The sequence below is a fragment of the Actinophytocola xinjiangensis genome, assembly GCF_001921215.1.
Lineage (GTDB): Bacteria > Actinomycetota > Actinomycetes > Mycobacteriales > Pseudonocardiaceae > Actinophytocola > Actinophytocola xinjiangensis.
The window spans coordinates 20122-42506 of the sequence record NZ_MSIF01000034.1; the positions used below are offsets into that span (position 1 = coordinate 20122).

Consider the following 22385-nt stretch of genomic DNA (forward strand, 5'->3'; position numbering starts at 1 on the left):
TTCGGTGCGGGTCGGTCACGCCGGACGGGGGCTCGCGACCGCACCCGAGCCCGCCGCCCGGCGCTTGACCGGCGGCGCCCGTCGGCGCTACCGGCGTTCCCGGTTCCTGGGGGCCGGCACCACCGGCGCTGCCCTGGGCTTGGGCGCCGCGCGCAGGACCAGTTCCAGCTCGAACCGTTGGGTGGGGTCGTGCAGCAGGTCGCCGAAGGAGACCTCCAGCTGGCGCATCCGGTAGCGGACGGTCTGCGGGTGCACGCCCAGCTGGGTGGCCATGTCGGGGACGCTGCCCCGGGTGTCCAGCCACGCCCGCAGCGTCTCCAGGGTGCGTTCGCGCTGTTTGACCGTCAGGCTGGCCAGCGGGGTCATCAGCTTGTCCCGCAACGTGTCCAGCAGCAGCTCGTCGGAGTGCACGAGCACGGTCGACAGGTGCTGTTCGCAGCGGATGACCAGGCCGTCGGTGATCGAGCCCTGTTGGGCCAGCGACAGCGCCTTGCGGGCCCAGCGCAGCGCGAAGACCGCGGTGTCCAGCCGCACGCACGGGCCGACCGACAGCCGGCACCCTGGCAGCGCGGCGCGGATGGCGGCCAGCCGCGTGTCGGTGACCGTGCCGGGGACCAGGAGCTTGGGCTCGATGCCGTCCAGGTCGGCCAGGACGTCGTTGTCCAGGGTGGGTTTGCGCTGGTTGTGGCCGGTGCCGGGCAGCGAGTGCACGGCGATCGGGGTGGCCTGCTTTGGCACCGGCCAGCCGATCAGCTGGGCCAGCTCGGCGATCGCGGCCGGCGGCGCGGCGGGGGTTTGCAGGATCATCCCGAGCAGGCGGCGCCGCCAGGTCTCCAGGGCGCCGGCGGAGGTGGCCTTGGCCTCCAGGTAGCCGTCGAGCGCGACCGAGGCGAGCGTGTCCATGTAGGCGAACACCGCGTCGGCCAGCTGCGACATGACCGACGACGACAGCCCGTTGCGCTTGCCGACGCGCATCATCCGCCGCCACGACACCCGGGCGCCGACGCGGTAGGCGGCCTGCAGGTCGTCGAGCGAGCGGCCCTCACGCATCTCGTTCTGGCCCAGCTTGTGGTGCACGTCGTGGCACTTCTGGGCTGAGGTGTCGGGGTTGGCGATCTGTTCGATGAACAGGCTGGTCGCGTGCTGCACCCCGGCGCGGATGGACTTGCCGTACGGGCCGTCGAGTGGGCGTGCGTAGGCGGGGATCTTGGCCCGGATCTCGTCCACGATCTCGGTGGCGAGGCTCGCCAGCTCCGGCCGGAGGATGTCGGCGAGCCTCCTGGGTAAGGCACCGCCGTCGAGTCGGTACTCAACCGTCATGCACAACTCCTCGTCACCACCACGCGCCGTCGAGGGTGGCAATCTGCGTATCGGTTCCGTGACCCGAAATGTGACACCTGGGCGCAAGAAACTGACGGAATCGTTGTCTCGTTGCTAGTTGTCGAACGAAGTTGTCCCCCGGTGACAACGGTCCGAGGCCATGATAGTATCGAACAGGCGTTCGAGATTGGTGCTGCCTTCCCCGCGGCGCGTGCGGAGCGGTAGGGGAGGGCGTTGTGCGAATGCCGGCGTTGGGTGCATCGCTGGCCACTTCCGGTGCGGTGGGAGTGGCCAGCGACCTGACCTCCACGCCGTCGGGGCTGCCCGTTCGCCCCGACCTGGCTGGACTGTTCCCCTTCGGGGTGTTGCGTCGCGGTGGCACCGTGTCGGTGCGCGGGTCGACGTCGCTGCTGCTGTCCCTGCTCGCCGAACCAACCGCTCAGGACTCGTGGGCGGCTGTCGTCGGCCTGCCCGACCTGGGAGTGGTGGCCGCCGCCGAACTGGGAGTGGCGGTGGACCGGGTGGCGCTGGTGCGAGACCCCGGGGCGTCGGTGGCCTCGGTCGTCGCGGCGCTGCTCGACGGGATGGACCTCGTCGTCGTGGCGCGGGGGCGGCTGCCGGACGCGCAGGCCCGGCGGTTGTCGGCGCGGGCCCGCCATCGGGGGGCCGTGCTGTTGACACCTGACGAATGGCCCGGGGTGGATGTCGAGTTGCGTTGCGTGGGAAGCGAATGGGCCGGGGTGGGGGCGGGAGAGGGGTATCTGGCGGGGCGGGAGGTGGACGTTCGGTCCCGGGGGCGGGGGGTTGCCGCCCGGGGCGGGCGGGTGGTGGTTCGGGTTCCTGGCGGGAGGGGGCCGGTGGCTCGCGCGCGGGCTCCCGGACGGTTTGTCGTGGGTTCTCGCCACCAGCGATTTCCACGCGGGGTGATGGCGAGGAGGCTCGCATTGACACCGCTCGAAATCGAACGTAAGTTCGAAACATGGATGGCGCCGCGCAGCGCATGCTTGTCGTGTGGTGTCCCGACTGGCCGGTGACCGCCGCGAGTTCCCACCACTCCCCGGGGGATCCGCTCGCGGTGGTCACCGCCACCCTTGTCGTCGCCGCCAACGCTGTTGCCCGGGCGGAAGGTGTTCGGCGCGGGATGCGGCGGCGGGAGGCCCAGGGCCGCTGTCCCACGCTCGTCGCCCTTCCCGACGATCCTGACCGGGACGCCCGGCTGTTCGAACCGGTCGCCGCCGCCGTCGAGGAGCTGGCGGTGGGGGTCGAGATCATTCGGCCGGGGATCGTGGCCGTGCCGGCGCGGGGGCCGGCGGGGTACTTCGGGACCGAGGAGAGCGCCGCCGAGAGGATCATCGACCGGGTCGCGGAACGCACCGGCGCCGAGTGCCAGGTCGGCATCGCCGACACCCTGTTCGCGGCGGTGCTGGCGGCGAAGAAGGGGCTGCTGGTCGGGGAGACCACGGAGTTCCTGGCGCCGTTGAGCGTTCGGGAGCTGCACCGGCCCGCCGAGGGGCAGGACCGGGCCGAGCTCGTCGATCTGTTGCGACGGCTGGGGCTGCGCACGTTGGGGGCGTTCGCCGCGCTCCCCGAACGGGACGTCGCCGGGCGGTTCGGGGCGGACGCCGTCCTGGCCCATCGGCTGGCTTCCGGGCGGCAGGAGCGGCCGTTGGCCCGCCGCCGGCCACCGCCCGATCTGACGATCTCCGACACGTTCGACCCGCCGGTCGACCGGGTCGACACGGCCGCGTTCGTGGCCAGGACGCTCGCCGAACGCCTGCACAACGCGCTCGCCGCCCACGGGCTGGCCTGTACCCGGCTCGGGATCCACGCCGCGACCGCCGCCGGGCAGGAGCGGGAACGCGTGTGGCGGTGCGCCGAACCGCTGACCCCCGCCGGGCTCGCGGACCGGGTCCGCTGGCAGCTCGACGGGTGGCTGCGCGACGCCCGCCTGTCCGCCGGCGTCGCCACCCTCGCCCTCACCCCGGTCGAGGTCATCGACGGGACCACCCTCCAGCTCGACCTGTGGCGCGGCGAGGGCCGGGCCGAGGCCGACGAGCGGGCCGCCCGCGCCATGGTCCACGTCCAGGGGCTGCTGGGGCCCGACGCCGTCGTCACCCCGGTGCTGGGCGGCGGTCGGGGGCCGGGCGAACGGGTCCGGTACGTGCCGTGGGGGGACGAGCGCACGCCGGCCGCCGATCCGGACGCGCCGTGGCCGGGGGCCCTGCCGGCGCCGTCGCCGGCCACGATTCCGCGGACACCCCTGCCGGCCCGGTTGACCGACGACGACGGGCGGCCGGTCGCGGTCACCGGGCGCGACGAGCTGACCGGGCGGCCGGCGATGCTCGCCCTCCCCGGGCGCGCCGCCCGGCCCGTTCTCGGGTGGGCCGGGCCGTGGACGGCCGACGAACGGTGGTGGGTCCACTCCCGCCGCCGCAGCCGGCTCCAGGTCGTCCTCGAAGAGTCCGAAAAGGACACCCAGACCGCGCTTCTCCTCGTTCTGGCCGACGAGAAGTGGACCGTAGAAGGGATCTACGACTGATGCCCCGCGACCAGTGGCCCTGCCGCGAATGCCGCCCCCGTGACGGCGGCTGTCGCCAGTGCCTCGCACCGCTCATCCCCGCGCCGCGCCGGTCACCGGAGAACGCCCGGACCCGCTGATGGGCTGGAACAACCCACCGGTCAGCTGGACCGAGCTGGAACGCGTCCTGTCCGGGCGCCCGCCCGGCACCACCCGGGGCGACGGCGGCGACGCCCCGGCCTGGACCGCCCGCCGCGAGCGCTACACCGCCCCGGCCGGCGGCGGCACCCCCGAGTCGACCGACCTCGCCGGCGCCGACACCCGCACCCCCTACGCCGAACTGCACTGCCACTCCAACTTCAGCTTCCTCGACGGCGCCAGCCACCCCGAGGAACTCGTCGAGGCCGCCTCGCTGCTCGACCTCGACGCGCTCGCCATCACCGACCACGACGGCATGTACGGGGTCGTCCGCTTCGCCGAGGCCGCCCGCGAACTCGGCGTGCGCACCGTCTTCGGCGCCGAACTGTCCCTCGGCCTGACCCGCCCGCAGAACGGGGTCGCCGACCCGGAGGGCGAACACCTGCTGCTGCTGGCCAGAGGCACCGACGGCTACGCCGACCTGTGCCGCGCCATCACCACCGGCCAGCTCGCCGACACCGGCGAGAAGGGCCGCCCGGTCCACGACCTCGCCGCCGTCGCCGAGCAGACCCGCGACGAGTGCGTCGTGCTCACCGGCTGCCGCAAGGGCGCGGTCCGGGCGGCGTTGCTGCGCGACGGGCCGGCCGCGGCCGGCGAACAACTGCGCCGCCTGGTCGAGCTGTTCGGCCGCGACAGTGTCCACGTCGAGCTGATCGACCACGGCCGCCCGCTGGACACCACGCACAACGACCTGCTGGCCGCCATGGCCGCCGAACTGGCGCTGCCGGTCGTGGCGACCAACGCCGTGCACTACGCCCAACCCAACCGGGGCGACCTGGCCGCCGCCATCGCCGCCGTCCGGGCCCGGCGTTCGCTCGACGAGCTCGACGGGTGGCTGCCGCCCGCGCCGACCGCGCACCTGCGCTCCGGCGCCGAGATGGCCCGCCGTTTCGCCCGCTACCCCGGCGCCGTGCACCGGGCCGCGATGCTCGGGCTGGAGCTGGCGTTCGACCTGCGGTGGGTGGCGCCCGAGCTGCCGCGTTTCGACCTGCCCGGCCACACCGAGATCAGCTACCTGCGGGAGAAAACCCTGGCCGGCGCCCGCACCCGCTACGGCACCCGCGCCGACAACCCGAAGGCCTACGCCCAGCTCGACCACGAACTGACCGTCATCGGCGAACTGAACTTCCCCGGCTACTTCCTGATCGTCTCCGACATCGTCGACTTCTGCCGCCGCAACGGGATCTACTGCCAGGGCAGGGGATCGGCGGCCAACTCGGCGGTCTGCTACGCGCTGGGCATCACCCGGGTGGACGCCGTGAAGTGGGAGCTGCTGTTCGAGCGGTTCCTCGCCCCGGCGCGGGACGGCCCGCCGGACATCGACCTGGACATCGAGTCCGACCGCCGCGAGGAGGTCATCCAGTACGTCTACCGGCGCTACGACCGCCGGCACGCCGCGCAGGTCGCCAACGTCGTGTCCTACCGGGCCCGCTCGGCCGTGCGGGACATGGCCCGCGCGCTGGGTTACTCGCCAGGCCAGCAGGACGCGTGGAGCAAGCAGATCGACCGCTGGGGCCCCGTGAAGTCCACAGTGGACGAACACGATCACGAGATTCCGGTGCAGGTGCTCGAACTCGCCGGCCAGCTGGAGGAGTTCCCGCGCCACCTCGGCATCCACTCCGGCGGCATGGTGATCTGCGACCGCCCGGTCAGCGAGGTCTGCCCGGTCGAGCGGGCCAGGATGGCCGACCGCACCGTGTTGCAGTGGGACAAGGACGACTGCGCCGCCGCCGGGCTGGTGAAGTTCGACCTGCTGGGCCTTGGCATGCTCTCCGCCCTGCGGTACATGGTCGAGCTGGTCGCCGAACACCAGGGCGTCGAGGTGAACATCGACGACCTCGACCTGGCCGACGAGAAGGTCTACGCGATGCTCCAGCGCGCCGACTCGGTCGGGGTGTTCCAGGTGGAGAGCCGCGCGCAGATGGCGACCCTGCCCCGGCTGCGCCCGGAGACGTTCTACGACCTGGTCGTCGAGGTCGCACTGATCCGCCCCGGCCCCATCCAGGGCGGCTCGGTGCACCCCTACATCCGCCGCGCCAGGGGCCGCGAGCAGGTCACCTACGACCATCCGCTGCTGGAGAAGGCACTGCGCAAGACCAAGGGCGTGCCGCTGTTCCAGGAACAGCTCATGCAGATGGCCGTCGACGTCGCCGACTTCACCCCCGCCGAGGCCGACGAACTGCGCCGCGCCATGGGCGCCAAACGCTCGACCCGCCGGATGGAACGCCTGCGCGAACGCTTCTACGCCGGCGCCGCCGGCCACGGCATCGACGGCGAACTGGCCAGCCGCATCTACGACAAGCTCATGGCCTTCGCCAACTTCGGCTTCCCGGAGAGCCACGCGCTCAGCTTCGCCTACCTGGTCTTCGCCAGCGCCTGGTTCAAGCTCTACCACCCGGCCGCGTTCTGCGCGGCCCTGCTGCGCGCCCAGCCCATGGGCTTCTACTCCCCGCAGTCCCTGGTGGCCGACGCCCGCCGCCACGGCGTCACCGTCCTGGGCCCCGACCTCAACGCCAGCCTCCCGTACGCCACCCTCGAACCGCTCCCGGACGGCGAGTTCGCCGTGCGGCTGGGCCTGGCGGCGGTCCGGTCGATCGGCGACGGGGTGGCCGAGCGGGTGGTCGCCGAGCGGGCGGCCGGGCCGTACCGGGACATGGCGGACCTGGCCAGGCGGGTGGGGCTCACCCGCGCGCAGCTGGAGGCGCTGTCGACGGCCGGGGCGTTCGGCTGCTTCGGGCTGGCGCGGCGGGCGGCGCTGTGGGCGTCGGGCGCGGTGGCCGGCGAGCGGCCCGACCGGCTGCCCGGCACGACCGTCGGCGCGAACGCCCCCGCCCTGCCGGGGATGAGCACGCTGGAGCTGGCGGTCGCCGACGTGTGGGCGACGGGTCTGTCCCCGGACACCTTCCCCACCGAGTTCGTCCGGGCCCGGCTGGACGAACTCGGCGCGCTGCCGGCCGCCCAACTGTCCACAGTGGAGGGCGGAACGCGGGTACTGGTCGGCGGCGCGGTGACCCACCGGCAGCGCCCGGCGACCGCCGGCGGGGTGACGTTCCTGAACCTGGAGGACGAGACCGGCATGATCAACGTGGTGTGTTCGCGCGGGCTGTGGTCGCGCTACAGCCGGATCGCGCGCAACTCCTCGGCGCTGCTGGTGCGGGGCATGCTCGAACGCGCGGACGGCGTGACCAGCCTGCTCGCCGACCACCTCGAACAACTCGACCTGAGCATTCCCGCGAAGTCCCGCGACTTCCGCTGATCGGCGGGATAACGGGTTGGTCGAGAGTCCCGTCGTCGCCCGGTAACGGTTCTAAGATGCGGTAATGCCCGGGTTCGAGATCGGCAAGGATGGCCTTGCCGTCATCGTGGTCGGGATCGACGGCGGCGACCGCGCCCAACACGCCGCCGCCTGGGCCACCGGCCTGGCCCGCCGCGAACGCGCCCGCCTGGTCCTGGTCTACGTCGAACCGCTGACCAGCCCCGCCTACTGGTCGCCCTTCGGCATGGCCACCGCCGCCGAGGCGTCCGCCGAACTCGTCCAGGAGTTGCGGCACAACGCCGAGCAGTACCTCGACACCGCCGGCATCCGCTGGGAACTCGTCCACTACCGGGGCGACCCCGCGCAGGGCCTGGAGACCGTCGCCGAGGACCGGCGGGCCGACTGCATCGTCGTCGGCCGGGGCGCCGACGTGCCGAAGGTGCTGGTGAGCGAGGCCAGGCGACCGGTCGTGGTCGTTCCCTAGAGTGCGGGTATGGAACGTGACACCGACCAGAACGAGGACTACCGAGACGCCGTCCTGCCCCACCAGCACTGGACCGACCGGCGGTTCGTCCACTGCGCGTTCACCGACGCCGACCTGCGCGGGCTGACCACCAACGGCTGCGTCTTCGAGGACTGCGACTTCAGCAAGGCCGACCTCGGCGAGTCCCGGCACACCGCCACCGCGTTCCGCAACTGCCTGTTCCGCGCCACGACCCTCACCGAGACCGAGTTCAGCGCGTGCAGCCTGGTCGGCTCGACGTTCGTCGACTGCCGGTTCCGGCCGTGGAAGATCACCGACACCGACCTGACGCTGGCCAGCCTCAGCGAGGCCAACCTGCGCAAGACCACGCTCGCCGGGCTGCGGCTGCGGGAGGCGAACCTGATCGGCGCCGACCTGCGCGACGCCGACCTCACCGGCACCGACCTGCGCGGCGCCAGGCTCGCCGACACCCGGCTCGCCGGCGCCGACCTGCGCGGCGCGCGGCTGGACGCCAGCGGCCTGACCCAGGCCAAGCTCGCCGGCGCCGTCGTCGACCTGGACACGGCGGTCGCGTTCGCCGCCGCGCACGGCCTGCGGATCGGCTGAGCGGCCCCCGTCCGGGAGCCGCCCAGCCGCCACACTCAGGCCGGTGGCCGTTCCCGGCCGTTGACCTCCACGATCCGCCCGGTCGCCAGCAGGTCGTCGATGGCGTCCGGCAGCAGGTAGGCGGTGCCGCCACCCGGCTGGTCGAACCACGGGATGGCGGTGCCGGTCAGCACCCGCACCGGCTCGCGCACCCGGTAGGCGTGGTACGGCCGGTCCACCCATTCGGGCACCAGCGACCGCTCGTGGAACGGGGTGCCGACCGCGTAGGCCAGGTTCCCGTCGTTCTCACCGAACCGGTCCAGCTCGGTGCCCGGCTCCAGCTCGACGAGCCGCTTGCCGCGGAACAGGGTCAGCGGCGGCTCACCGGGCAGTGGGCTGATCGGCCACTCCTGGTTCCCGCCACCCGATGATCCACCCGACGAACCGCCTGACGATCCGCCGCTCGGCGAGCCGCCGACGGCCGGGCGGGACGCCGGTGCGGCGATCGTGGTCGGCGGCTCGGCCACCGGCTCACGCCGGGCCGGCTCGGACCGGAACGTCGTGCCGACGGCCGCCGTGTCCACGCGGGTCGGCTCCAGGCCGGCGTTGTTCAGCCCGTGGTCGAGCCCGCTGTCCAGGCCGCTGTCCAGTCCGCTGTCCAGCCCGGTGCCCAGGCCGGAGTCCAGCCCGGACTCCGACCGGCTCCGGCGCGACACCGGCTCGGCCGGCTCGGCGCGCCGGCCGTCGAACCCGTGCTCGGACCGCGAGTCCACCAGCGGCTCGGCGTGCCGGGGGTCCACCGCCGGCTCGACCCTGGTCGGCTCGAACGCGGCCTCCGCGCGCCGCCCCCGGTCGAAACCGTTCTCCTGGTGGCGGGACTCGAAGGACCGCTCGGCGTGGTCGAACCCGTTCTCGCGCGGCGACTCGAACGACGTGTCGGCCGGCTCGAACCCGTTGTCGGTGTGCCGGGGCTCCTCGGAACGCGGCGGCGTGAACGACGACTCGAACGACGGCTCGAACGAGGGCTCGAATTTGGGTTCGAAACTCGACTCGGCCGGCTCGAACGTCGGCTCGAAACTCGACTCCGACCGTTCGAAGCCTCGGTCGAACCCGTTCTCCGCACTCCGGTCCGCGTGCCGGGACTCCGAGTTCCGGTCCGGGCTCCGGTCCGCGTGGCGGTCCGAATGGCGGGGCTCGAACGACTGCTCCGCGTGGTCGAACCCGTTCTCCCGCCGCGGCTCGAACGACTGGGCCGGCTCGAACGACTGGGCCGGCTCGAACGACTGCGCCGGTTCGAACGACTGGGCCGGTTCGAAGGGCTGGCGGGGCTGGTCGACGTGCGGCGTCTCGAACTCGTCGGTCTGCCGGGGGTCGAAGTCGACCAGGTCCGACCGGCGGGGCTCCTGGCGGGGCGGCTCGAACTCGTCCAGGCCGCCCAGCCCGTCCCGGGCCTCGCGGCGCTCGAAGGCCGGGTCCGGCTCGAACGGGATCTCCGCGTGCCGTGACTCGGCGGCCGGCTCCGGCTCGGAGCGACGCGGCTCGAAGACCGAGTCCGGCCGGGAGAAGTCCTGGCGTCGGGGCGGTTGCGCCGGCGGGTGCGACCGGGTCGTCGCGTCCGCGCCGTCGAAGTCGAACGGCGGGCGGGGCGAGTCCGGGCGGAACGCCGGGGCCGAACCGTTGGCCAGGGCGAAGTCACCCGGGTCCTCGGCCGGCGGCGCGACCGGTGCCGGGGCGACCGGCGCCCCGGCGCCCGCCTGCCAGCGGTCGGCGTCGAGCAGCAGCTTGCCCAGCAGGAACGCCGACGCGTCGGCGACGTCCTCGAACATGGCCGGGGCGACGAACTCGCGGTCGAACCAGCCGACCCGCCAGCCGTCCTCGGTCTGGTCCATCGTCCACGCCCGGCCGGCGGGCGGGCCGATCCGGAACGCGGTCGGCGGGATGCCCAGGTCGTCCAGGCGGGTCCGCAGCGCGTCGACCGTCCGCCCGGGCGGGCCCTGCGAGGGCAGCGCGGCCGGCGGCGGACCACCGGCGGGCTGCGACACCGGCTGCGACACCGGCGGTGCCACGGGTGGCGACACGGGCTGCGGCGGTGCCGAGGGCGGGGGCACCGGCAACGCCCGGGTGGGCGCTGGTGCACCGGGCGCCTGCCCGGCCGGTGCACCGGACTGGTTCGGCGTGCCAGGAGGCGGGCCGGGTGGTGTGCCCGGTGGCCTCGGCGGGCCGCCGGGTCCGGCGCCCTGGCCGAGGAACGCCGCCGCGGCCGAGCGGGTCTGGTCGTCCACCAGCGGCGGACGGAAACCCGCCCGCACGACGTGTTCCACCAGATCTGTTTCCGGTGGGACGTCGTGCTCACGCAGGTAGTAGTTGACCGCCGCCGGCCAGATCCAGGTGCCATCGGTGTGGAAGGCGACCGGCACGGCCGGACGCGCGTCCGGGTCGAACCGGTCGAGGTCGAAACCCCGGCCCGGGCCGACGACCGGCGCGTTGTCCAGGTACTTCAACAGGTCCGCGACGTCGTCGGCGTCCACCGGCGGGCGGTTGACCGCCGGCCGGCCGCCGTCGACCGGCGGGCCGTCGAAGATCCGCGCCACGCGGAAGCGTGGCGGCGGGGGCGGCGCGGAGGACAGCCGGCGGCGCAGCCAGTCCGGCACGTTGTCCTCGGTTCTCGGGAACAGCCGCATGTCGTCCGGGTAGGCCTGCGGGGGAGGCGGGGAGTCCCACCTCGGCTCCTCGCGGTCGTACTCCAGGTTGTAGCTGGACGGGTGGTCGAGGCGGTACCTGGCGTTGAACCAGGTGCCCCGCCCCTCCCGGTACATCCCGCCACGCAGTCGTGCGAACAGCCCCTGCAGATCGGTCGGCATCGTCCACGTCTCCGACGTCGCGTCGGAGAAGACGACCTGGGCGGTCGCCTCCGAGTAACGGCCTACCGCCCGGTAGTCGACGGTCAACTGCTCCCAGTCGTCGGGCGCCACCCGCAGCATCGCCAGCCCGATCTGCTTGACCAGGGCGTCCTGCTCGGTCGGGGTTAGCTGGGTCGGTTGTGCCACGCTCACATCTTCCCTCGTAGATTCCGCGGCGGCTGGGCAAGCTCCCTTACCCGGCCCCCAAAAACCACGGCAAACCCGTGGGCGAGGATGTACTCACGTGATCTCCTCACCACATCATCCCCCTGCACGGGTACGGGTGGCGGGCGCTGCCCTCGCCGCTTGTGGCGGGGTCGCGCTCGCCGTCCAGGGCCGCGTCAACGGCCAGCTCGGTCACCTCATGAACGACGGTGTTGTCGCCGCTCTGTTCTCCTTCGGCGTCGGCGCCGTCCTGCTGGTCGTGGCCGTCGCCGTGACGCCGTCCGCGCGGGCCGGCCTGCGCCGGCTCCGATCCAGCGTACGTGGTGGCCGGCTTCGCGGCTGGCAGTGCCTTGGCGGCGCCTGCGGTGCCTGGCTGGTCACAACACAGGGCCTTACCGTGTCAATTCTTGGCGTCGCGGTGTTCACCGTGGCGGCCGTGGCCGGCCAGGTGGTCGCCAGCCTGTGGATCGACCGGCGGGGGATCGGCCCGGCGCCGGCCCAGCCGATCACCCCGCCCCGGGCGGCCGGGGCCGGGTTGGCCGTGGTCGCGGTGGTCGTCGCGGTCTCCGGGCACACCACCGCCACGACGTCGGGCGGGCTGTGGTGGGCGCTGCTGCCGGCCGTCGCCGGACTGGGTCTGGCCTGGCAGTTGGCGGTCAACGGCCTGGTGCGGGTCGAGTCGGCCAACGTGGTCGTGCCGACCATGGTCAACTTCACCGTCGGCGCGCTCGTCCTGCTCGTCGCCACCGCCGTTGACCTGGCCTTTCGCGGTCTGCCACAGCCCCCGCCGGGTGACTGGTGGCTCTACACCGGCGGCCCGCTTGGCATCGTCGCGGTGCTCACCGCGGTGACCGCCGTGCGGTTCACCGGCGTGCTGGTGCTGGGCCTTGGCTCGGTCGCCGGCCAACTCGTCGGCGCGGTGGTGCTGGACGCGGTCGTCCCGGCGGCCGGCGGACTGTCTCCGACCAGCGTGATCGGCGCCGGGCTGACGATGGTCGCGGTGGTGGTCGCGGCCCTCCACCGGTGAATCCCGGGGGTGAGAGGATGTCGCCCGTGACCGCGACGATCCTGGACGGCAAGGCCACCCGTACCGCCATCTTCGACGACCTCCGCCAGCGCGTCGCCGCGCTCGCCGCCAGGGGCGTCGTGCCTGGTCTGGGCACCGTGCTGGTCGGTGACGACCCCGGCTCCCGGTCCTACGTGCGCGGCAAGCACCGCGCCTGCGAGCAGGTCGGCATCACCTCGATCCGCCGTGACCTGCCGGCCGACATCACCCAGGCCCAGCTGCACGAGGTCGTCGACGAGCTCAACGCCGACCCGGCCTGTACCGGCTACCTGATCCAGCTGCCGCTGCCCGGCCACCTCGACGCCGGGGCCGCGCTGGAGCGGGTCGACCCGGCCAAGGACGCCGACGGCCTGCACCCCACCAACCTGGGCCGACTGGTGCTGGGCGAGGCCGGCCCGCTGCCCTGCACCCCCCACGGCATCGTGGAGCTGCTGCGGCGCTACGACGTGCCGATCGCCGGGGCGCACGCCACGGTCGTCGGCCGCGGCGTGACCGTCGGCCGGCCGCTGGGCCTGCTGCTGACCAGGCGCAGCGAGAACGCCACGGTGACCCTGTGCCACACGGGGACCAAGGACCTGGCGGCCGAGGTCCGCCGGGCCGACATCGTGGTGGCCGCCGCCGGGAACCCGGCACTGATCACCCCGGACATGGTCAAACCGGGCGCCGCCGTCCTCGATGTGGGAATCACCCGAACTGATGAAGGTCTGGTCGGAGATGTTCACCCGGACGTGCGACAGGTGGCGGGTTTCCTCGCGCCGATCCCGGGCGGGGTGGGGCCGATGACCGTCGCCATGCTGCTGACCAACACCGTGCTCGCCGCGGAGCGGAGCCTCGGATGACCACGCCGCACCGCCGGCGCCACCCCGTCCTGGCGCACCTGCCGTTCGGGCTGGTGATGGCGGTGGTGGCGCTCGGGCTGCTGCGGATCGTGCTCTACCACTGGCGTGAGGGCACTGTGCTGATGGGCGCCGCGCTGGTGCTGGCGGCCGGACTGCGGGTGCTGCTGTCCGACGAGCAGGCCGGGCTGATCGTGATCCGGAGCCGGGGCATCGACGTGCTCACCTACACCGCGTTCGGCGTCTGCATGATGGCCGTGGCCCTCACCATCGACAACTGACCAGCTGATCCGGGCTGTGTGACGCCGCGCTCCCGGCGGGGCCAGCGGGACCGGGTGCTTGCTAGCCTCCGGGCACCGCATTCACGTCCGTTCGGGAAGGATCGCTGTGGCAAGCAAGGCTGCCGTCAAGGTCACCGTCACCGGTGCCGCCGGCCAGATCGGTTACGCACTGCTGTTCCGCATCGCCTCCGGGCAGCTCCTCGGGCCGGACACGCCCGTGCGGCTGTCCCTGCTGGAGATCCCGCCGGCCCTCAAGGCCGCCGAGGGAACCGCGATGGAGCTCGACGACTGCGCCTTCCCGCTGCTCGCCGGCATCGACATCACCGACGACGCCAAGCACGCCTTCGACGGCGTCAACGTGGCCCTGCTGGTCGGCGCCCGCCCCCGTACCAAGGGTATGGAGCGCGGTGACCTGCTGGAGGCCAACGGCGGCATCTTCAAGCCCCAGGGCGAGGCGATCAACGCCGGTGCCGCCGACGACGTGCGGGTGCTGGTGGTCGGCAACCCGGCCAACACCAACGCGCTGATCGCCCGCTCGCACGCCCCGGACGTGCCTGCCGAGCGGTTCACCGCGATGACCCGCCTGGACCACAACCGCGCGCTCTCCCAGGTCGCGACCAAGCTGGGCGTGTCGGTGTCGGAGATCTCGCGGATGACGATCTGGGGCAACCACTCGGCCACCCAGTACCCGGACCTGTTCCGCGCCCAGGTCGGTGGCCGGTCGGCCGCCGAGGCCGTCGGTGACGACGCGTGGCTGCGGGACACGTTCATCCCGACGGTCGCCAAGCGCGGCGCCGCGATCATCGAGGCCCGGGGCGCGTCCTCGGCCGCGTCGGCGGCCAACGCGGCCATCGACCACGTGTACGACTGGGTGCACGGCAGCGACTGGACGTCCATGGCGGTCGTTTCCGACGGTTCCTACGGGGTCCCCGAGGGCCTGATCTCGTCGTTCCCGGTGCGCTGCGTCGACGGCCAGTGGCAGATCATCCAGGGTCTGGAGATCGACGAGTTCTCCCGCGAGCGGATCGACGCCTCGGTCGGCGAGCTGGCCGAGGAGCGCGACGCGGTGCGTGAACTGGGCCTGATCTAGCGGTCCGGAGTCGCCCGAAGCCGGTGTGTGGCGAAACAGACCACCGATCGCGTGAATCTTCGCCAACCACGCATCACGAGGCTTCTGGCTGGTCATCTCCCCTGTGACCGACCCGCGACGGCGGATCGAAGGAGGAGGGCCAGAGATGACTACCGACGCAGTCCACGCAGAGCTCGTGTCGCTGTATGCCGGTTCCACGCCTGTTCGGTCGCGCTGGTCCTACCGAGCTGACCAGCCGTTCACCGTGGTCGCGGCGTTCCAGACCGACCGCAACCGCTGGGTGGAGTGGGTGTTCGCCCGTGACCTGCTGGCCGAGGGCCTGATGACCTCGGCCGGAATGGGTGACGTCCGGTTGCACCCGGTGACCGACCGGGGTCTGGAGATGCTGGTCGTCGAGATCGAGTCGCCGGAGGGCTACGCCATGCTGGAACTCGACCTGGGCGGCGTCGCGGACTTCCTGGACGCGACCGAGGAGGTCGTCCCGCCGGGTGAGGAGTCGGAGTACTTCGACGTCGACGGGCTGATCGACGAGATCACCAAGGTCTGACCCACGTGTGACGGCGCGGCGTCTCCCTTCGGGGAGGCGCCGCGCCGCTGTCCGGCTCAGTTGCGTTCGACGACGCAGTCCGGGCCGGGGAAGACCAGCGTCTCGCGGCCGTCCGGGAAGCGGACGACGTAGGGCGGGGATCCCTCGGTGCCGCGCACCTCGACGATCTCGGCCAGCTGGTCCGGGTTACCGACGTTGCGACCGTGGACGTGGAGTCGGTCGCCTACTTGGGCTTGCATGTGGACCACCTCCGTGGCCCCAGGGTAACGCTGCCTAGGCTCGACGGATGACGAGCGAAGCGGCTCCGGTGGTGGTAAAGCGGGTCGCCGGCGAGTGCGGGGAGCTGGTTCTTCGCCGGGTGGGGGAGCATTTCGAGATCATCGCCAATGGCGTCTTCCTGATGGACACCCGCAACGGCGAGTCCGAGCGGCTGTTGGTGGAGGCGGCGGCGCGGCGGATGCCGGCGGGCGGCGCGCTGCTGGTGGGCGGTCTGGGGGTGGGGTTCTCGCTGCGTACCGCGCTGGACCACCCGAGGGTCGGCGAGGTGGTCGTGGTCGAGCGGGAGCGCTCGGTCATCGCCTGGAACCGGGGGCCGTTGGCCGCGCGGCACGGCGACGCGCTGGCCGACCCGCGTGCCCGCTGTGTCCCGGCCGATCTGGTGGGGTGGTTGTCCGGGACGAGCGAGCGGTTCGGCGCGATCTGCGTCGACATCGACAACGGTCCTGAGTGGACAGTCACTGACGGGAACGCCGTGCTGTACGGGGAGTCCGGGGTGGACCTGCTGGCGAACGCCCTGGTGCCTGGCGGAGTGCTGGCGGTGTGGAGCGCCGGGCGCAGTCCGGCGTTCGTCGAGCGGCTGGCGGCCAGGTTCGCGTCGGTGACGACGCTGGAGGTCCCGGTGCCGCGCGGCGAGCCGGACCTGATCTTCCTCGGCGAGCGTGGGTGATCGGATCGATATCCGGCGGCGGTAACCCGGCTCCGGCGTGGCGAGACACCTACCTCGTGGCCAGGAGGGAGGTGCGGTCGAGTGCTGCGACAACGATCGCGCCTGTGGGACCGGCTGCGCCACCGGCGGGCTGCCGGGTGGCTCGCGCTGGCGCTGCTCTACGTCGTGGCGGCGGTGCTCAACGTGCTGCTGGCGCTGGACATCGGCCGGTGGTGGCCGATGCCGCTGGTTGTCGCGCTGGCCGGTGCGGCCGGCGCGTGCGTGGTCGCGGCGCTGCGCCGGCCTTGATTGTCCATAGTGGACTCTAGGCTGAACGGGTGACATTCCTGGGTGAATTTTCCGGGGCGATTCTCGCCTTTCTCCCAGTGCAGGTGCATCTGCACGCGCATTCGAGTGGGTTCGGCGCCGAACGGGTGCGTTTACCCGGGTTCGGAGCCTCGCTAGGCTGGCCGCGTCCCCCACCGAGAGCACGAGGTCAGTTCCGATGTCCAAGACGTACGCCGCCCCGAGCTCGATCCCCGTGGGGGTCGACCCGAGCCGGGCCAGCATCGCCCGTGTCTACGACGCGGCGTTGGGGGGCAAGGACAACTACGAGATCGACCGCGAGGTGCTGGCCCAGGTCAGGACGGTCGCCCCGGAGGTCAACGACCTGGCGTGGTCCAACCGCAACTTCCTCACCAGGGCCGTGCGGTTCCTCACCGACCAGGGCGCGGTGCGCCAGTTCATCGACTGCGGCTCCGGCCTGCCGACCGCCGAGAACACCCACCAGATCGCCCAGCGCGTCGCCAAGGACGCCCGCGTCATCTACGTCGACAACGACCCGGTGGTCATCGCCCACGGCGAGGCGCTGCTGACCGAGAACGACTACACCCACTTCGTCTCGGCCGACATCTTCCGCCCCCAGGAGGTCCTCGGCAGCGACCTGGTCCGCCGGCACATCGACTTCAGCAAGCCCGTCGGCCTGTTACAGGTCGGCACGCTGCACCACTACACCGCCGACGACGGCCGCGACCTGATGCGCGAGTACGTGGAAGCGTTGCCAGCAGGCAGTTTCGTGGCGATCTCGCACTTCTTCGACCCGGAAACCCCCGAACACAGCGCGCTGGCCAGGAAGATGGAAGAGGTCTTCGTGCACAGCCCCATGGGCTCGGGCATGTTCCGCACCCGCGAGCAGCTGGCCGAGTTCATGCCCGGCCTGGACCTCGTGCCGCCCGGCCCCGGCAAGACCCCCGACTGGGAACTGAGCGACCTGTGGTGGCCCGACGGCCCGAAACTCCGTCCCCTCAACCAGGTCGAGCGGTGCAGCGCCGCGGCCGTCGGCCGCAAACCCTGACCGGGCGGGGCGGGTCAGCGAGCTGACGCCAGCCTGGTCCGGGCCAGGACGTACTGCATCAACGTGATCAGCACGTCCTTGGTGGACTGGCGGGCGCGGGCGTCGCAGAGCACCACCGGGACGTGCGGGTCCAGGTCGAGCGCCGCACGGACCTCCTCGACGGTGTAGCGGTGGGCGTCGTCGAAGCAGTTCACGCCGACGATGAACGGCACACCCCGGCCCTCGAAGAAGTCCACCGCCGGGAAACAGCTGTCCAGGCGCCGGGTGTCGGCCAGCACGACCGCGCCCAGCGCGCCCCGCGCCAACTCGTCCCACATGAACCAGAAGCGGTTCTGGCCGGGCGTGCCGAACAGGTACAGGATCAGCTTCGGGTTGATGGTGATCCGGCCGAAGTCCAGCGCGACCGTGGTGGTGTTCTTGCGCTCCACCCCGGACAGGTCATCCACCCCGGCCGACGCCTCGGTGATCAGCTCCTCGGTGCGCAGCGGCGGGATCTCGCTGACCGAGCCCACCAGGGTGGTCTTGCCGACCCCGAACCCGCCGGCGACGACGATCTTGACCGCCGTCGCGGTCACGTCGCGCTCAGAGTTTCCGGATGCCATCGAGAACCGCCTGGAGTATCTGGGGGCTGGGGGCCTCGGCCGACGGACCGGCCGAGCGGTAGATCATCAGGTTCTGCGTGATCAGGTCGCTGAGCAGCACCTTGACCACCTGGAGGGGCAGGTTGACGTGCGCGGCCACCTCGACCACCGACATCGGCGCCTGGCAGACCCGCAGGATCCGCAGCGACTCCGGCTCCAGGTCGCCCGCCGGCTCGCGGACCGCCACCACCAGGGTGATCAGGTCCAGGCCGTGGGTGTCGGCCCTGGTCCGCCCGCCGGTCACGGCGTAGGGCCGGACCAGCGGCCCGGCCGCGTCGTCGAACCACGCGTCCTGGTCCACGATCATGGCGCCGGCCGGCCGAGCGCGGCCCTCGGCTTGGCGGTGAGCACCGCACCGACCCGTTTGACCATCAGGTTCATCTCGTAGGCGATCATCCCGACGTCGACCGACTCGTCGGCCAGCAGCGCCAGGCACGCGCCCTGCCCGGCGGCGGTGACGAACAGGAACGCCCGGTCCATCTCGACCAGGGTCTGGCGCACCTCCCCGCCGCCGAAGTGCCGGCCGGTGCCCCTGGCGAGGCTCTGGAACGCCGACGCGACCGCGGCGAGGTGCTCGGCGTCGGCCTCGTCGAGGCTGGCCGACCGGCCGATGAGCAGCCCGTCGGAGGAGAGCACCACCGCCTTCTGGGCGCCGGCGACCCGCTTGACCAGCTCGTTGAGCAACCAGTCCAGTTCATTCAGCGCGGTGCTGGCCATTGCGCACTCCGTTCCCGTTCGTCTCGTCGTGGCCGGGACCCGGTTCCTCGCGTCCCCGCCGCGTGCCGAGCACGAACGCCGACAGGCGGCTGCGGGCCGCGTCCGGGGTGTCCTCGACGGTCTGCTCGATGCCCTCCGCGTTCTCCGCCTCGGGCCAGGTCGGCTCCGGTTCCGCGCGCAGCTGGGGCGCCAGGTTCTGCTGGCGCCGGCGCTGCGGCAGGGCCGGCCGGCCACCCGGGAGCGGTTCAGCCGCCGGTGGCTGCTCCGGTGACGGTTCCAGTCGCGGTGGCTCGGGTCTGGGTGGCAGCTGCCTGGGCGGCAGGTGCGAACCCGGCGCCGGGGAGTCCTCGACCGGGCGCTGCGGGCGGAACAGGTCCTCGCCCGGCTGCGGCTCGACCACCGGGAACGACGGCAGCGGCTGCAGGAACGCCGTCAGGTCCGGCGCGCCGTTGGACACCGTGACCGGCGCGGACATCGGCTCGGACACCGGCTCGGACATCGGCTCGGGCATCGGCTCGGGCGGCCGCGCCGCTTCCGAGGCCGCTTCTGTGACCGCTTCCGAGGCCGCGGCGGCGGCCGGCAGCTGGTGCGGCTCCTCGTCCGGCGGCACGTCGGTCAGCAGGTCGGTGCGGACCAGCACGATCGCCCGGGTGCCGCCGTAGGGCGACTCCCGCAGGGTGACCGCGATGCCGTGCCGCGCGGCCAGCCTGGCCACCACGAACAGGCCAAGGCGCGGCTCGTCGGACAGCGCCATGATCCCGAAGTCCGGCGGATTGCGGAGCATGTCGTTGAACGCCTCGGTGCGCGCCGGCTCGATGCCCACCCCCTGGTCCTCGACCTCCAGCACCACGCCCTTGCCGACGACGTTGCCGCGCACGTCCACCCGCGAGTCCGGCGGGGAGAACGAGGCCGCGTTGTCGACCAGCTCGGCCAGCAGGTGCACCAGGTCACCGACGACCGGCCCGTTCACCGCGACCGGCGGCAACTTGGCGATCTTGACCCGGGCGAAGTCCTCGGTCTCGGCGGCCGCGCCCCTGGCCAGCTCGGTCAGGCTGACCGGGTTGCGCCACCGCCGGCCGGGCTGGCCACCGCCGAGGATGATCAGGTTCTCGGCGTTGCGGCGGGCCCGGGTCGACAGGTGGTCGAGCTGGAAGAGCATCTCCAGCAGCTCGGGGTCCTCCTGGCGGCGCTCGGCCTCGTCGAGCACCTTGAGCTGGCGGTGCACGATGACCTGGCTGCGGCGGGCGATGTTCAGGAAGACGGTGTTGGTGCCCTCCCGGGTCTTCGCCTCCTGCACGGCCGCGTTGACGGCGGTGCGCTGCGCCTTGTTGAACGCCTCGGCGACCTGGCCGATCTCGTCGCGGCCGTGGTCGTGCAGACGCACCGCGTCCTCGGGGACGTCCGCGCCGGTACGGACCCGCTCCACCAGCTCGGGCAGGCCGGTCTCGGCCAGGTCGAGGGTCTCGGTCCGCAGCCGGGTCAGCCGCTCGATGAGCCGGCGCGACAGGCGCAGCGCGAACACGAACACCGCCACGGCCAGCGCCAGCACCACCGCGCCCGCGATGATCGACTGGGTCAGGGTGGTGTCCAGCCGGTCGACCGCGGCGGCCATGGTCGCCCGGGACTGGGTGGTGAGCATGGCCATCAGCCCGTCACCGACGTCCTTGGCGGCCGCGCGCCACAGGTCCTCGCTGATCGGGATCCGGTCGCCGCCGCCGAGCAGCGCGTTCTCCACCGAGACCAGCCGCTGCCAGCTGGGGCTCTCCTTGAGCTGGGCGTAGCCGGCCTGGACGTCCGGGATGGTCAGGGCCATCGCCTTGTCCAGCCCGAGGTGGTAGGCGCTGACCAGGCCCTGGTAGCTGCGGAAGTCGGCCTGGCTCAGGCCCCCGCCGGCCAGGTTGGCCGAGGCGAGCGCGTCGGCGCGCAGCATCTGGTCGGCGGCGGTGAGCAGCGGGCCGGTGGTGACACCGATCTGGTGCACCGACTCGGCGTCCGGGCCGAACTGGGCCACGCCCTGGGCGCCGGCGATGAAGTGGTCGACGACCGTGTTGTAGAAGAGGAAGGCGTCGTTCACGGTGATCTGGTTGTTGTCGACCGCGGCGCGCACCCGGGGCAGCTCGGTGGCCATCAGCTCGGTGACCTGGTCGGCGGCCGCGCGCACCGAGTCGGGGGCGACCGGGTTCAGCTCGGCCAGCGTCGAGCGGACCGGCTCGACCAGCTGGTTGGTCTGCTCGCGCTGGCGGATCAGCTCGGTCTCGAACGTGCCGAGGCTCGCCAGGTTGCGCAGCGTGAGCCGGCGCTCCTCCTCGACCGACATGATCAACGGCAGGGCGGCGCGCTGGGCCTGGCTGGCGAGGTCGAAATAGTTCCTGGTCTTGACCGCGTCGTAGATCAGATAACCGGCGCCGCCGGCCCCGGCGAGCAGGAAAACGAAGCACGGCACGAGTGCGATCGTGAGCACCCGCGCGCGAATGGACGGAGTCCGGCCACGCCGGATGGAGGTCTTCTTCACCTATTTCCTATCTGGCGTTCATCTCAGGGTTGCGCACCGAGTCGCCCTCCGGACCCGCCGAAACGCTAAACACAACGCGCTCGCGGAGTCAAACAAGAGTGGTCTTCGTTACCTGGAGGTAACGCGGTGTCACCGGAAAAGAACTGATCGGACAGGAATTGTTCAGTAACTGACCAAATACGGAATGTTCAGTTCTTCGCGGCCTTCGCCGCGGCCTTCATTTCCTTCTTGTACGCCCGAACCTGGTGCAGCGACGCCTGGTCGACGATGTCGGCCACCGACCGGTGGCCCTTCCTGGCGTAGTCGCCGGCGGCCTTGCGCCAGCCGGTGGCGGTCAGGCCGCGCTGCTTGCCCAGCAGCGCCAGGAAGATCTTGGCCTTCGCCTCGCCGAAGCCGGGCAGCGCGCGCAGCCGCCTGAGCACCTCGGCGCCGTTGGGCTTGCCGGCGGTCCAGACCGCCTCGGCGTCACCGTCGTAGGCGTCCACCAGGTCCGCGCACAGCGCCTGGACCCGCTTGGCCATCGCGCCGGGGAAGCGGTGGATGGCCGGCGGCGTCGAGCACAGCGCCGCGAACTTCTCCGGGTCGTACTCGGCGATGGTCGCCGCGTCCAGCGAACCGATCCGGTCGCGGATCTTCCTCGGCCCGGCGAACGCGGCCTCCACCGTGACCTGCTGGTCGAGCAGCATGCCGATCAGCAGTGCCAGCGGCTCGCGGTCGAGCAGCTCGTTGGCCTCGGTGTCGGTGGTGAGCCAGGTCGCCATGGGGGTCATCATGGCACGCCGCCGCACCACGCCGTCCCACCACGCCGTCCCACCACGCCGTCGCGGCTACGCCGGGAAGAGTAGGTGTCCGCGTGCGACTACCTCTGCCGGCGCATCGCCGGTGTCGCGCCGACGCTGACGACTTTTCCAGCTCCGGCCACCATCCTGACAGGTATGAAGCTCCTGACCTTCCTGCTGGTCGGTGTGCTGTCGGTCCGGGCGACCCGGA

The 22385-nt window shown here is 72.3% G+C and carries 21 protein-coding genes; 13 read left to right on the forward strand and 8 right to left on the reverse strand.

Features of this window, described 5'->3' with window-relative positions; genetic code table 11:
* Positions 1 to 87: 87 nt before the first annotated feature.
* Complete coding sequence (locus tag BLA60_RS37970; RefSeq protein ID WP_075137928.1) at positions 88 to 1320, reverse strand: PucR-like N-terminal domain-containing protein; 1233 nt, start codon at positions 1318 to 1320, stop codon at positions 88 to 90.
* A 287-nt stretch (positions 1321 to 1607) separates the two neighbouring features.
* Between BLA60_RS37970 and BLA60_RS37975 the strand changes: the two genes are divergently transcribed.
* The 5 genes from BLA60_RS37975 to BLA60_RS37995 all read left to right on the forward strand — a co-directional run bounded on the left by BLA60_RS37975 (position 1608) and on the right by BLA60_RS37995 (position 8382).
* Positions 1608 to 2354, forward strand: a complete 747-nt coding sequence (locus BLA60_RS37975) for a hypothetical protein (RefSeq protein ID WP_075137929.1) — start codon at positions 1608 to 1610, stop codon at positions 2352 to 2354.
* A complete protein-coding gene (locus BLA60_RS37980; protein ID WP_245812442.1) occupies positions 2300 to 3859 on the forward strand; it encodes a DNA polymerase Y family protein in 1560 nt (519 codons plus the stop codon). Before BLA60_RS37975 ends, BLA60_RS37980 begins: the two co-directional genes overlap by 55 nt.
* Positions 3860 to 3977: 118 nt before the next feature.
* On the forward strand, positions 3978 to 7292 hold the full coding sequence (locus BLA60_RS37985; RefSeq protein ID WP_075137931.1) for an error-prone DNA polymerase: 3315 nt from the start codon (positions 3978 to 3980) through the stop codon (positions 7290 to 7292).
* 64 nt (positions 7293 to 7356) lie between these two features.
* Positions 7357 to 7776: a universal stress protein gene (locus BLA60_RS37990; RefSeq protein WP_075137932.1), complete on the forward strand. Its 420-nt coding sequence runs from the start codon at positions 7357 to 7359 to the stop codon at positions 7774 to 7776.
* 9 nt (positions 7777 to 7785) lie between these two features.
* Positions 7786 to 8382: a pentapeptide repeat-containing protein gene (locus BLA60_RS37995; RefSeq protein ID WP_075137933.1), complete on the forward strand. Its 597-nt coding sequence runs from the start codon at positions 7786 to 7788 to the stop codon at positions 8380 to 8382.
* A 35-nt stretch (positions 8383 to 8417) separates the two neighbouring features.
* On the opposite strand, the gene BLA60_RS45965 is transcribed toward BLA60_RS37995, so the two are convergent.
* Positions 8418 to 11408 carry a TNT domain-containing protein gene (locus tag BLA60_RS45965; protein WP_075137934.1) on the reverse strand — a complete coding sequence of 997 codons (2991 nt, stop codon included), beginning with the start codon at positions 11406 to 11408 and terminating at the stop codon, positions 8418 to 8420.
* Positions 11409 to 11544: 136 nt separating this feature from the next.
* Here BLA60_RS45965 and BLA60_RS38005 point away from each other — a divergent pair, with 136 nt between their 5' ends.
* The 5 genes from BLA60_RS38005 to BLA60_RS38025 all read left to right on the forward strand — a co-directional run bounded on the left by BLA60_RS38005 (position 11545) and on the right by BLA60_RS38025 (position 15246).
* The gene (locus BLA60_RS38005; RefSeq protein WP_245812444.1) at positions 11545 to 12453 is read left to right on the forward strand and encodes a DMT family transporter; all 909 of its coding nucleotides are present in this window, start codon (positions 11545 to 11547) and stop codon (positions 12451 to 12453) included.
* 26 nt (positions 12454 to 12479) lie between these two features.
* Entirely contained in the window at positions 12480 to 13331 is an 852-nt protein-coding gene (locus BLA60_RS38010; protein WP_211288990.1) for a bifunctional methylenetetrahydrofolate dehydrogenase/methenyltetrahydrofolate cyclohydrolase, read from the forward strand.
* Positions 13328 to 13609 carry a DUF3017 domain-containing protein gene (locus BLA60_RS38015; RefSeq protein WP_075137937.1) on the forward strand — a complete coding sequence of 94 codons (282 nt, stop codon included), beginning with the start codon at positions 13328 to 13330 and terminating at the stop codon, positions 13607 to 13609. Before BLA60_RS38010 ends, BLA60_RS38015 begins: the two co-directional genes overlap by 4 nt.
* Positions 13610 to 13715: 106 nt before the next feature.
* Positions 13716 to 14699 (forward strand): malate dehydrogenase, encoded by a 984-nt coding sequence (locus BLA60_RS38020; protein ID WP_075137938.1) that lies wholly within the window; start codon positions 13716 to 13718, stop codon positions 14697 to 14699.
* 145 nt (positions 14700 to 14844) lie between these two features.
* The gene (locus BLA60_RS38025; RefSeq protein WP_075137939.1) at positions 14845 to 15246 is read left to right on the forward strand and encodes an SsgA family sporulation/cell division regulator; all 402 of its coding nucleotides are present in this window, start codon (positions 14845 to 14847) and stop codon (positions 15244 to 15246) included.
* 56 nt (positions 15247 to 15302) lie between these two features.
* On the opposite strand, the gene BLA60_RS38030 is transcribed toward BLA60_RS38025, so the two are convergent.
* Positions 15303 to 15485 (reverse strand): DUF1918 domain-containing protein, encoded by a 183-nt coding sequence (locus BLA60_RS38030; RefSeq protein WP_075137940.1) that lies wholly within the window; start codon positions 15483 to 15485, stop codon positions 15303 to 15305.
* 47 nt (positions 15486 to 15532) lie between these two features.
* Here BLA60_RS38030 and BLA60_RS38035 point away from each other — a divergent pair, with 47 nt between their 5' ends.
* The 3 genes from BLA60_RS38035 (at position 15533) to BLA60_RS38045 (ending at position 17525) form a co-directional block, all read left to right on the forward strand.
* Positions 15533 to 16192 (forward strand): spermine/spermidine synthase domain-containing protein, encoded by a 660-nt coding sequence (locus tag BLA60_RS38035; RefSeq protein ID WP_075137941.1) that lies wholly within the window; start codon positions 15533 to 15535, stop codon positions 16190 to 16192.
* 81 nt (positions 16193 to 16273) lie between these two features.
* Positions 16274 to 16480, forward strand: coding sequence for a hypothetical protein (locus tag BLA60_RS38040; protein ID WP_075137942.1), 207 nt, complete (start codon positions 16274 to 16276; stop codon positions 16478 to 16480).
* 196 nt (positions 16481 to 16676) lie between these two features.
* A complete protein-coding gene (locus tag BLA60_RS38045; protein ID WP_075137943.1) occupies positions 16677 to 17525 on the forward strand; it encodes an SAM-dependent methyltransferase in 849 nt (282 codons plus the stop codon).
* 14 nt (positions 17526 to 17539) lie between these two features.
* Here BLA60_RS38045 and BLA60_RS38050 read toward each other — a convergent pair whose 3' ends face one another.
* The 5 genes from BLA60_RS38050 to BLA60_RS38070 all read right to left on the reverse strand — a co-directional run bounded on the left by BLA60_RS38050 (position 17540) and on the right by BLA60_RS38070 (position 22165).
* Positions 17540 to 18127: a GTP-binding protein gene (locus tag BLA60_RS38050; RefSeq protein ID WP_075137944.1), complete on the reverse strand. Its 588-nt coding sequence runs from the start codon at positions 18125 to 18127 to the stop codon at positions 17540 to 17542.
* Positions 18108 to 18473 (reverse strand): DUF742 domain-containing protein, encoded by a 366-nt coding sequence (locus BLA60_RS38055; RefSeq protein ID WP_075137945.1) that lies wholly within the window; start codon positions 18471 to 18473, stop codon positions 18108 to 18110. The genes BLA60_RS38050 and BLA60_RS38055 overlap by 20 nt, the downstream gene beginning before the upstream one ends.
* Positions 18470 to 18883, reverse strand: coding sequence for a roadblock/LC7 domain-containing protein (locus tag BLA60_RS38060; RefSeq protein WP_075137946.1), 414 nt, complete (start codon positions 18881 to 18883; stop codon positions 18470 to 18472). The genes BLA60_RS38055 and BLA60_RS38060 overlap by 4 nt, the downstream gene beginning before the upstream one ends.
* Entirely contained in the window at positions 18861 to 21326 is a 2466-nt protein-coding gene (locus tag BLA60_RS38065; protein ID WP_342744817.1) for a sensor histidine kinase, read from the reverse strand. Before BLA60_RS38065 ends, BLA60_RS38060 begins: the two co-directional genes overlap by 23 nt.
* Positions 21327 to 21583: 257 nt before the next feature.
* Positions 21584 to 22165 carry an HhH-GPD-type base excision DNA repair protein gene (locus tag BLA60_RS38070; protein WP_211288994.1) on the reverse strand — a complete coding sequence of 194 codons (582 nt, stop codon included), beginning with the start codon at positions 22163 to 22165 and terminating at the stop codon, positions 21584 to 21586.
* Between the last annotated feature and the right edge of the window lie 220 nt (positions 22166 to 22385).

Bases quoted from the DNA above. Each gene is read 5' to 3' on its own strand.
- BLA60_RS38045 (WP_075137943.1), top strand. From the start codon at position 16,677: ATGTCCAAGACGTACGCCGCCCCGAGCTCGATCCCCGTGGGGGTCGAC.
- BLA60_RS38060 (WP_075137946.1), bottom strand. From the start codon at position 18,883: ATGGCCAGCACCGCGCTGAATGAACTGGACTGGTTGCTCAACGAGCTG.
- BLA60_RS37980 (WP_245812442.1), top strand. From the start codon at position 2,300: ATGGATGGCGCCGCGCAGCGCATGCTTGTCGTGTGGTGTCCCGACTGG.
- BLA60_RS38030 (WP_075137940.1), bottom strand. From the start codon at position 15,485: ATGCAAGCCCAAGTAGGCGACCGACTCCACGTCCACGGTCGCAACGTC.
- BLA60_RS37985 (WP_075137931.1), top strand. From the start codon at position 3,978: ATGGGCTGGAACAACCCACCGGTCAGCTGGACCGAGCTGGAACGCGTC.
- BLA60_RS37995 (WP_075137933.1), top strand. From the start codon at position 7,786: ATGGAACGTGACACCGACCAGAACGAGGACTACCGAGACGCCGTCCTG.
- BLA60_RS38035 (WP_075137941.1), top strand. From the start codon at position 15,533: ATGACGAGCGAAGCGGCTCCGGTGGTGGTAAAGCGGGTCGCCGGCGAG.
- BLA60_RS38025 (WP_075137939.1), top strand. From the start codon at position 14,845: ATGACTACCGACGCAGTCCACGCAGAGCTCGTGTCGCTGTATGCCGGT.
- BLA60_RS38050 (WP_075137944.1), bottom strand. From the start codon at position 18,127: ATGGCATCCGGAAACTCTGAGCGCGACGTGACCGCGACGGCGGTCAAG.
- BLA60_RS38070 (WP_211288994.1), bottom strand. From the start codon at position 22,165: ATGACCCCCATGGCGACCTGGCTCACCACCGACACCGAGGCCAACGAG.
- BLA60_RS37990 (WP_075137932.1), top strand. From the start codon at position 7,357: ATGCCCGGGTTCGAGATCGGCAAGGATGGCCTTGCCGTCATCGTGGTC.
- BLA60_RS37970 (WP_075137928.1), bottom strand. From the start codon at position 1,320: ATGACGGTTGAGTACCGACTCGACGGCGGTGCCTTACCCAGGAGGCTC.
- BLA60_RS38055 (WP_075137945.1), bottom strand. From the start codon at position 18,473: ATGATCGTGGACCAGGACGCGTGGTTCGACGACGCGGCCGGGCCGCTG.
- BLA60_RS38015 (WP_075137937.1), top strand. From the start codon at position 13,328: ATGACCACGCCGCACCGCCGGCGCCACCCCGTCCTGGCGCACCTGCCG.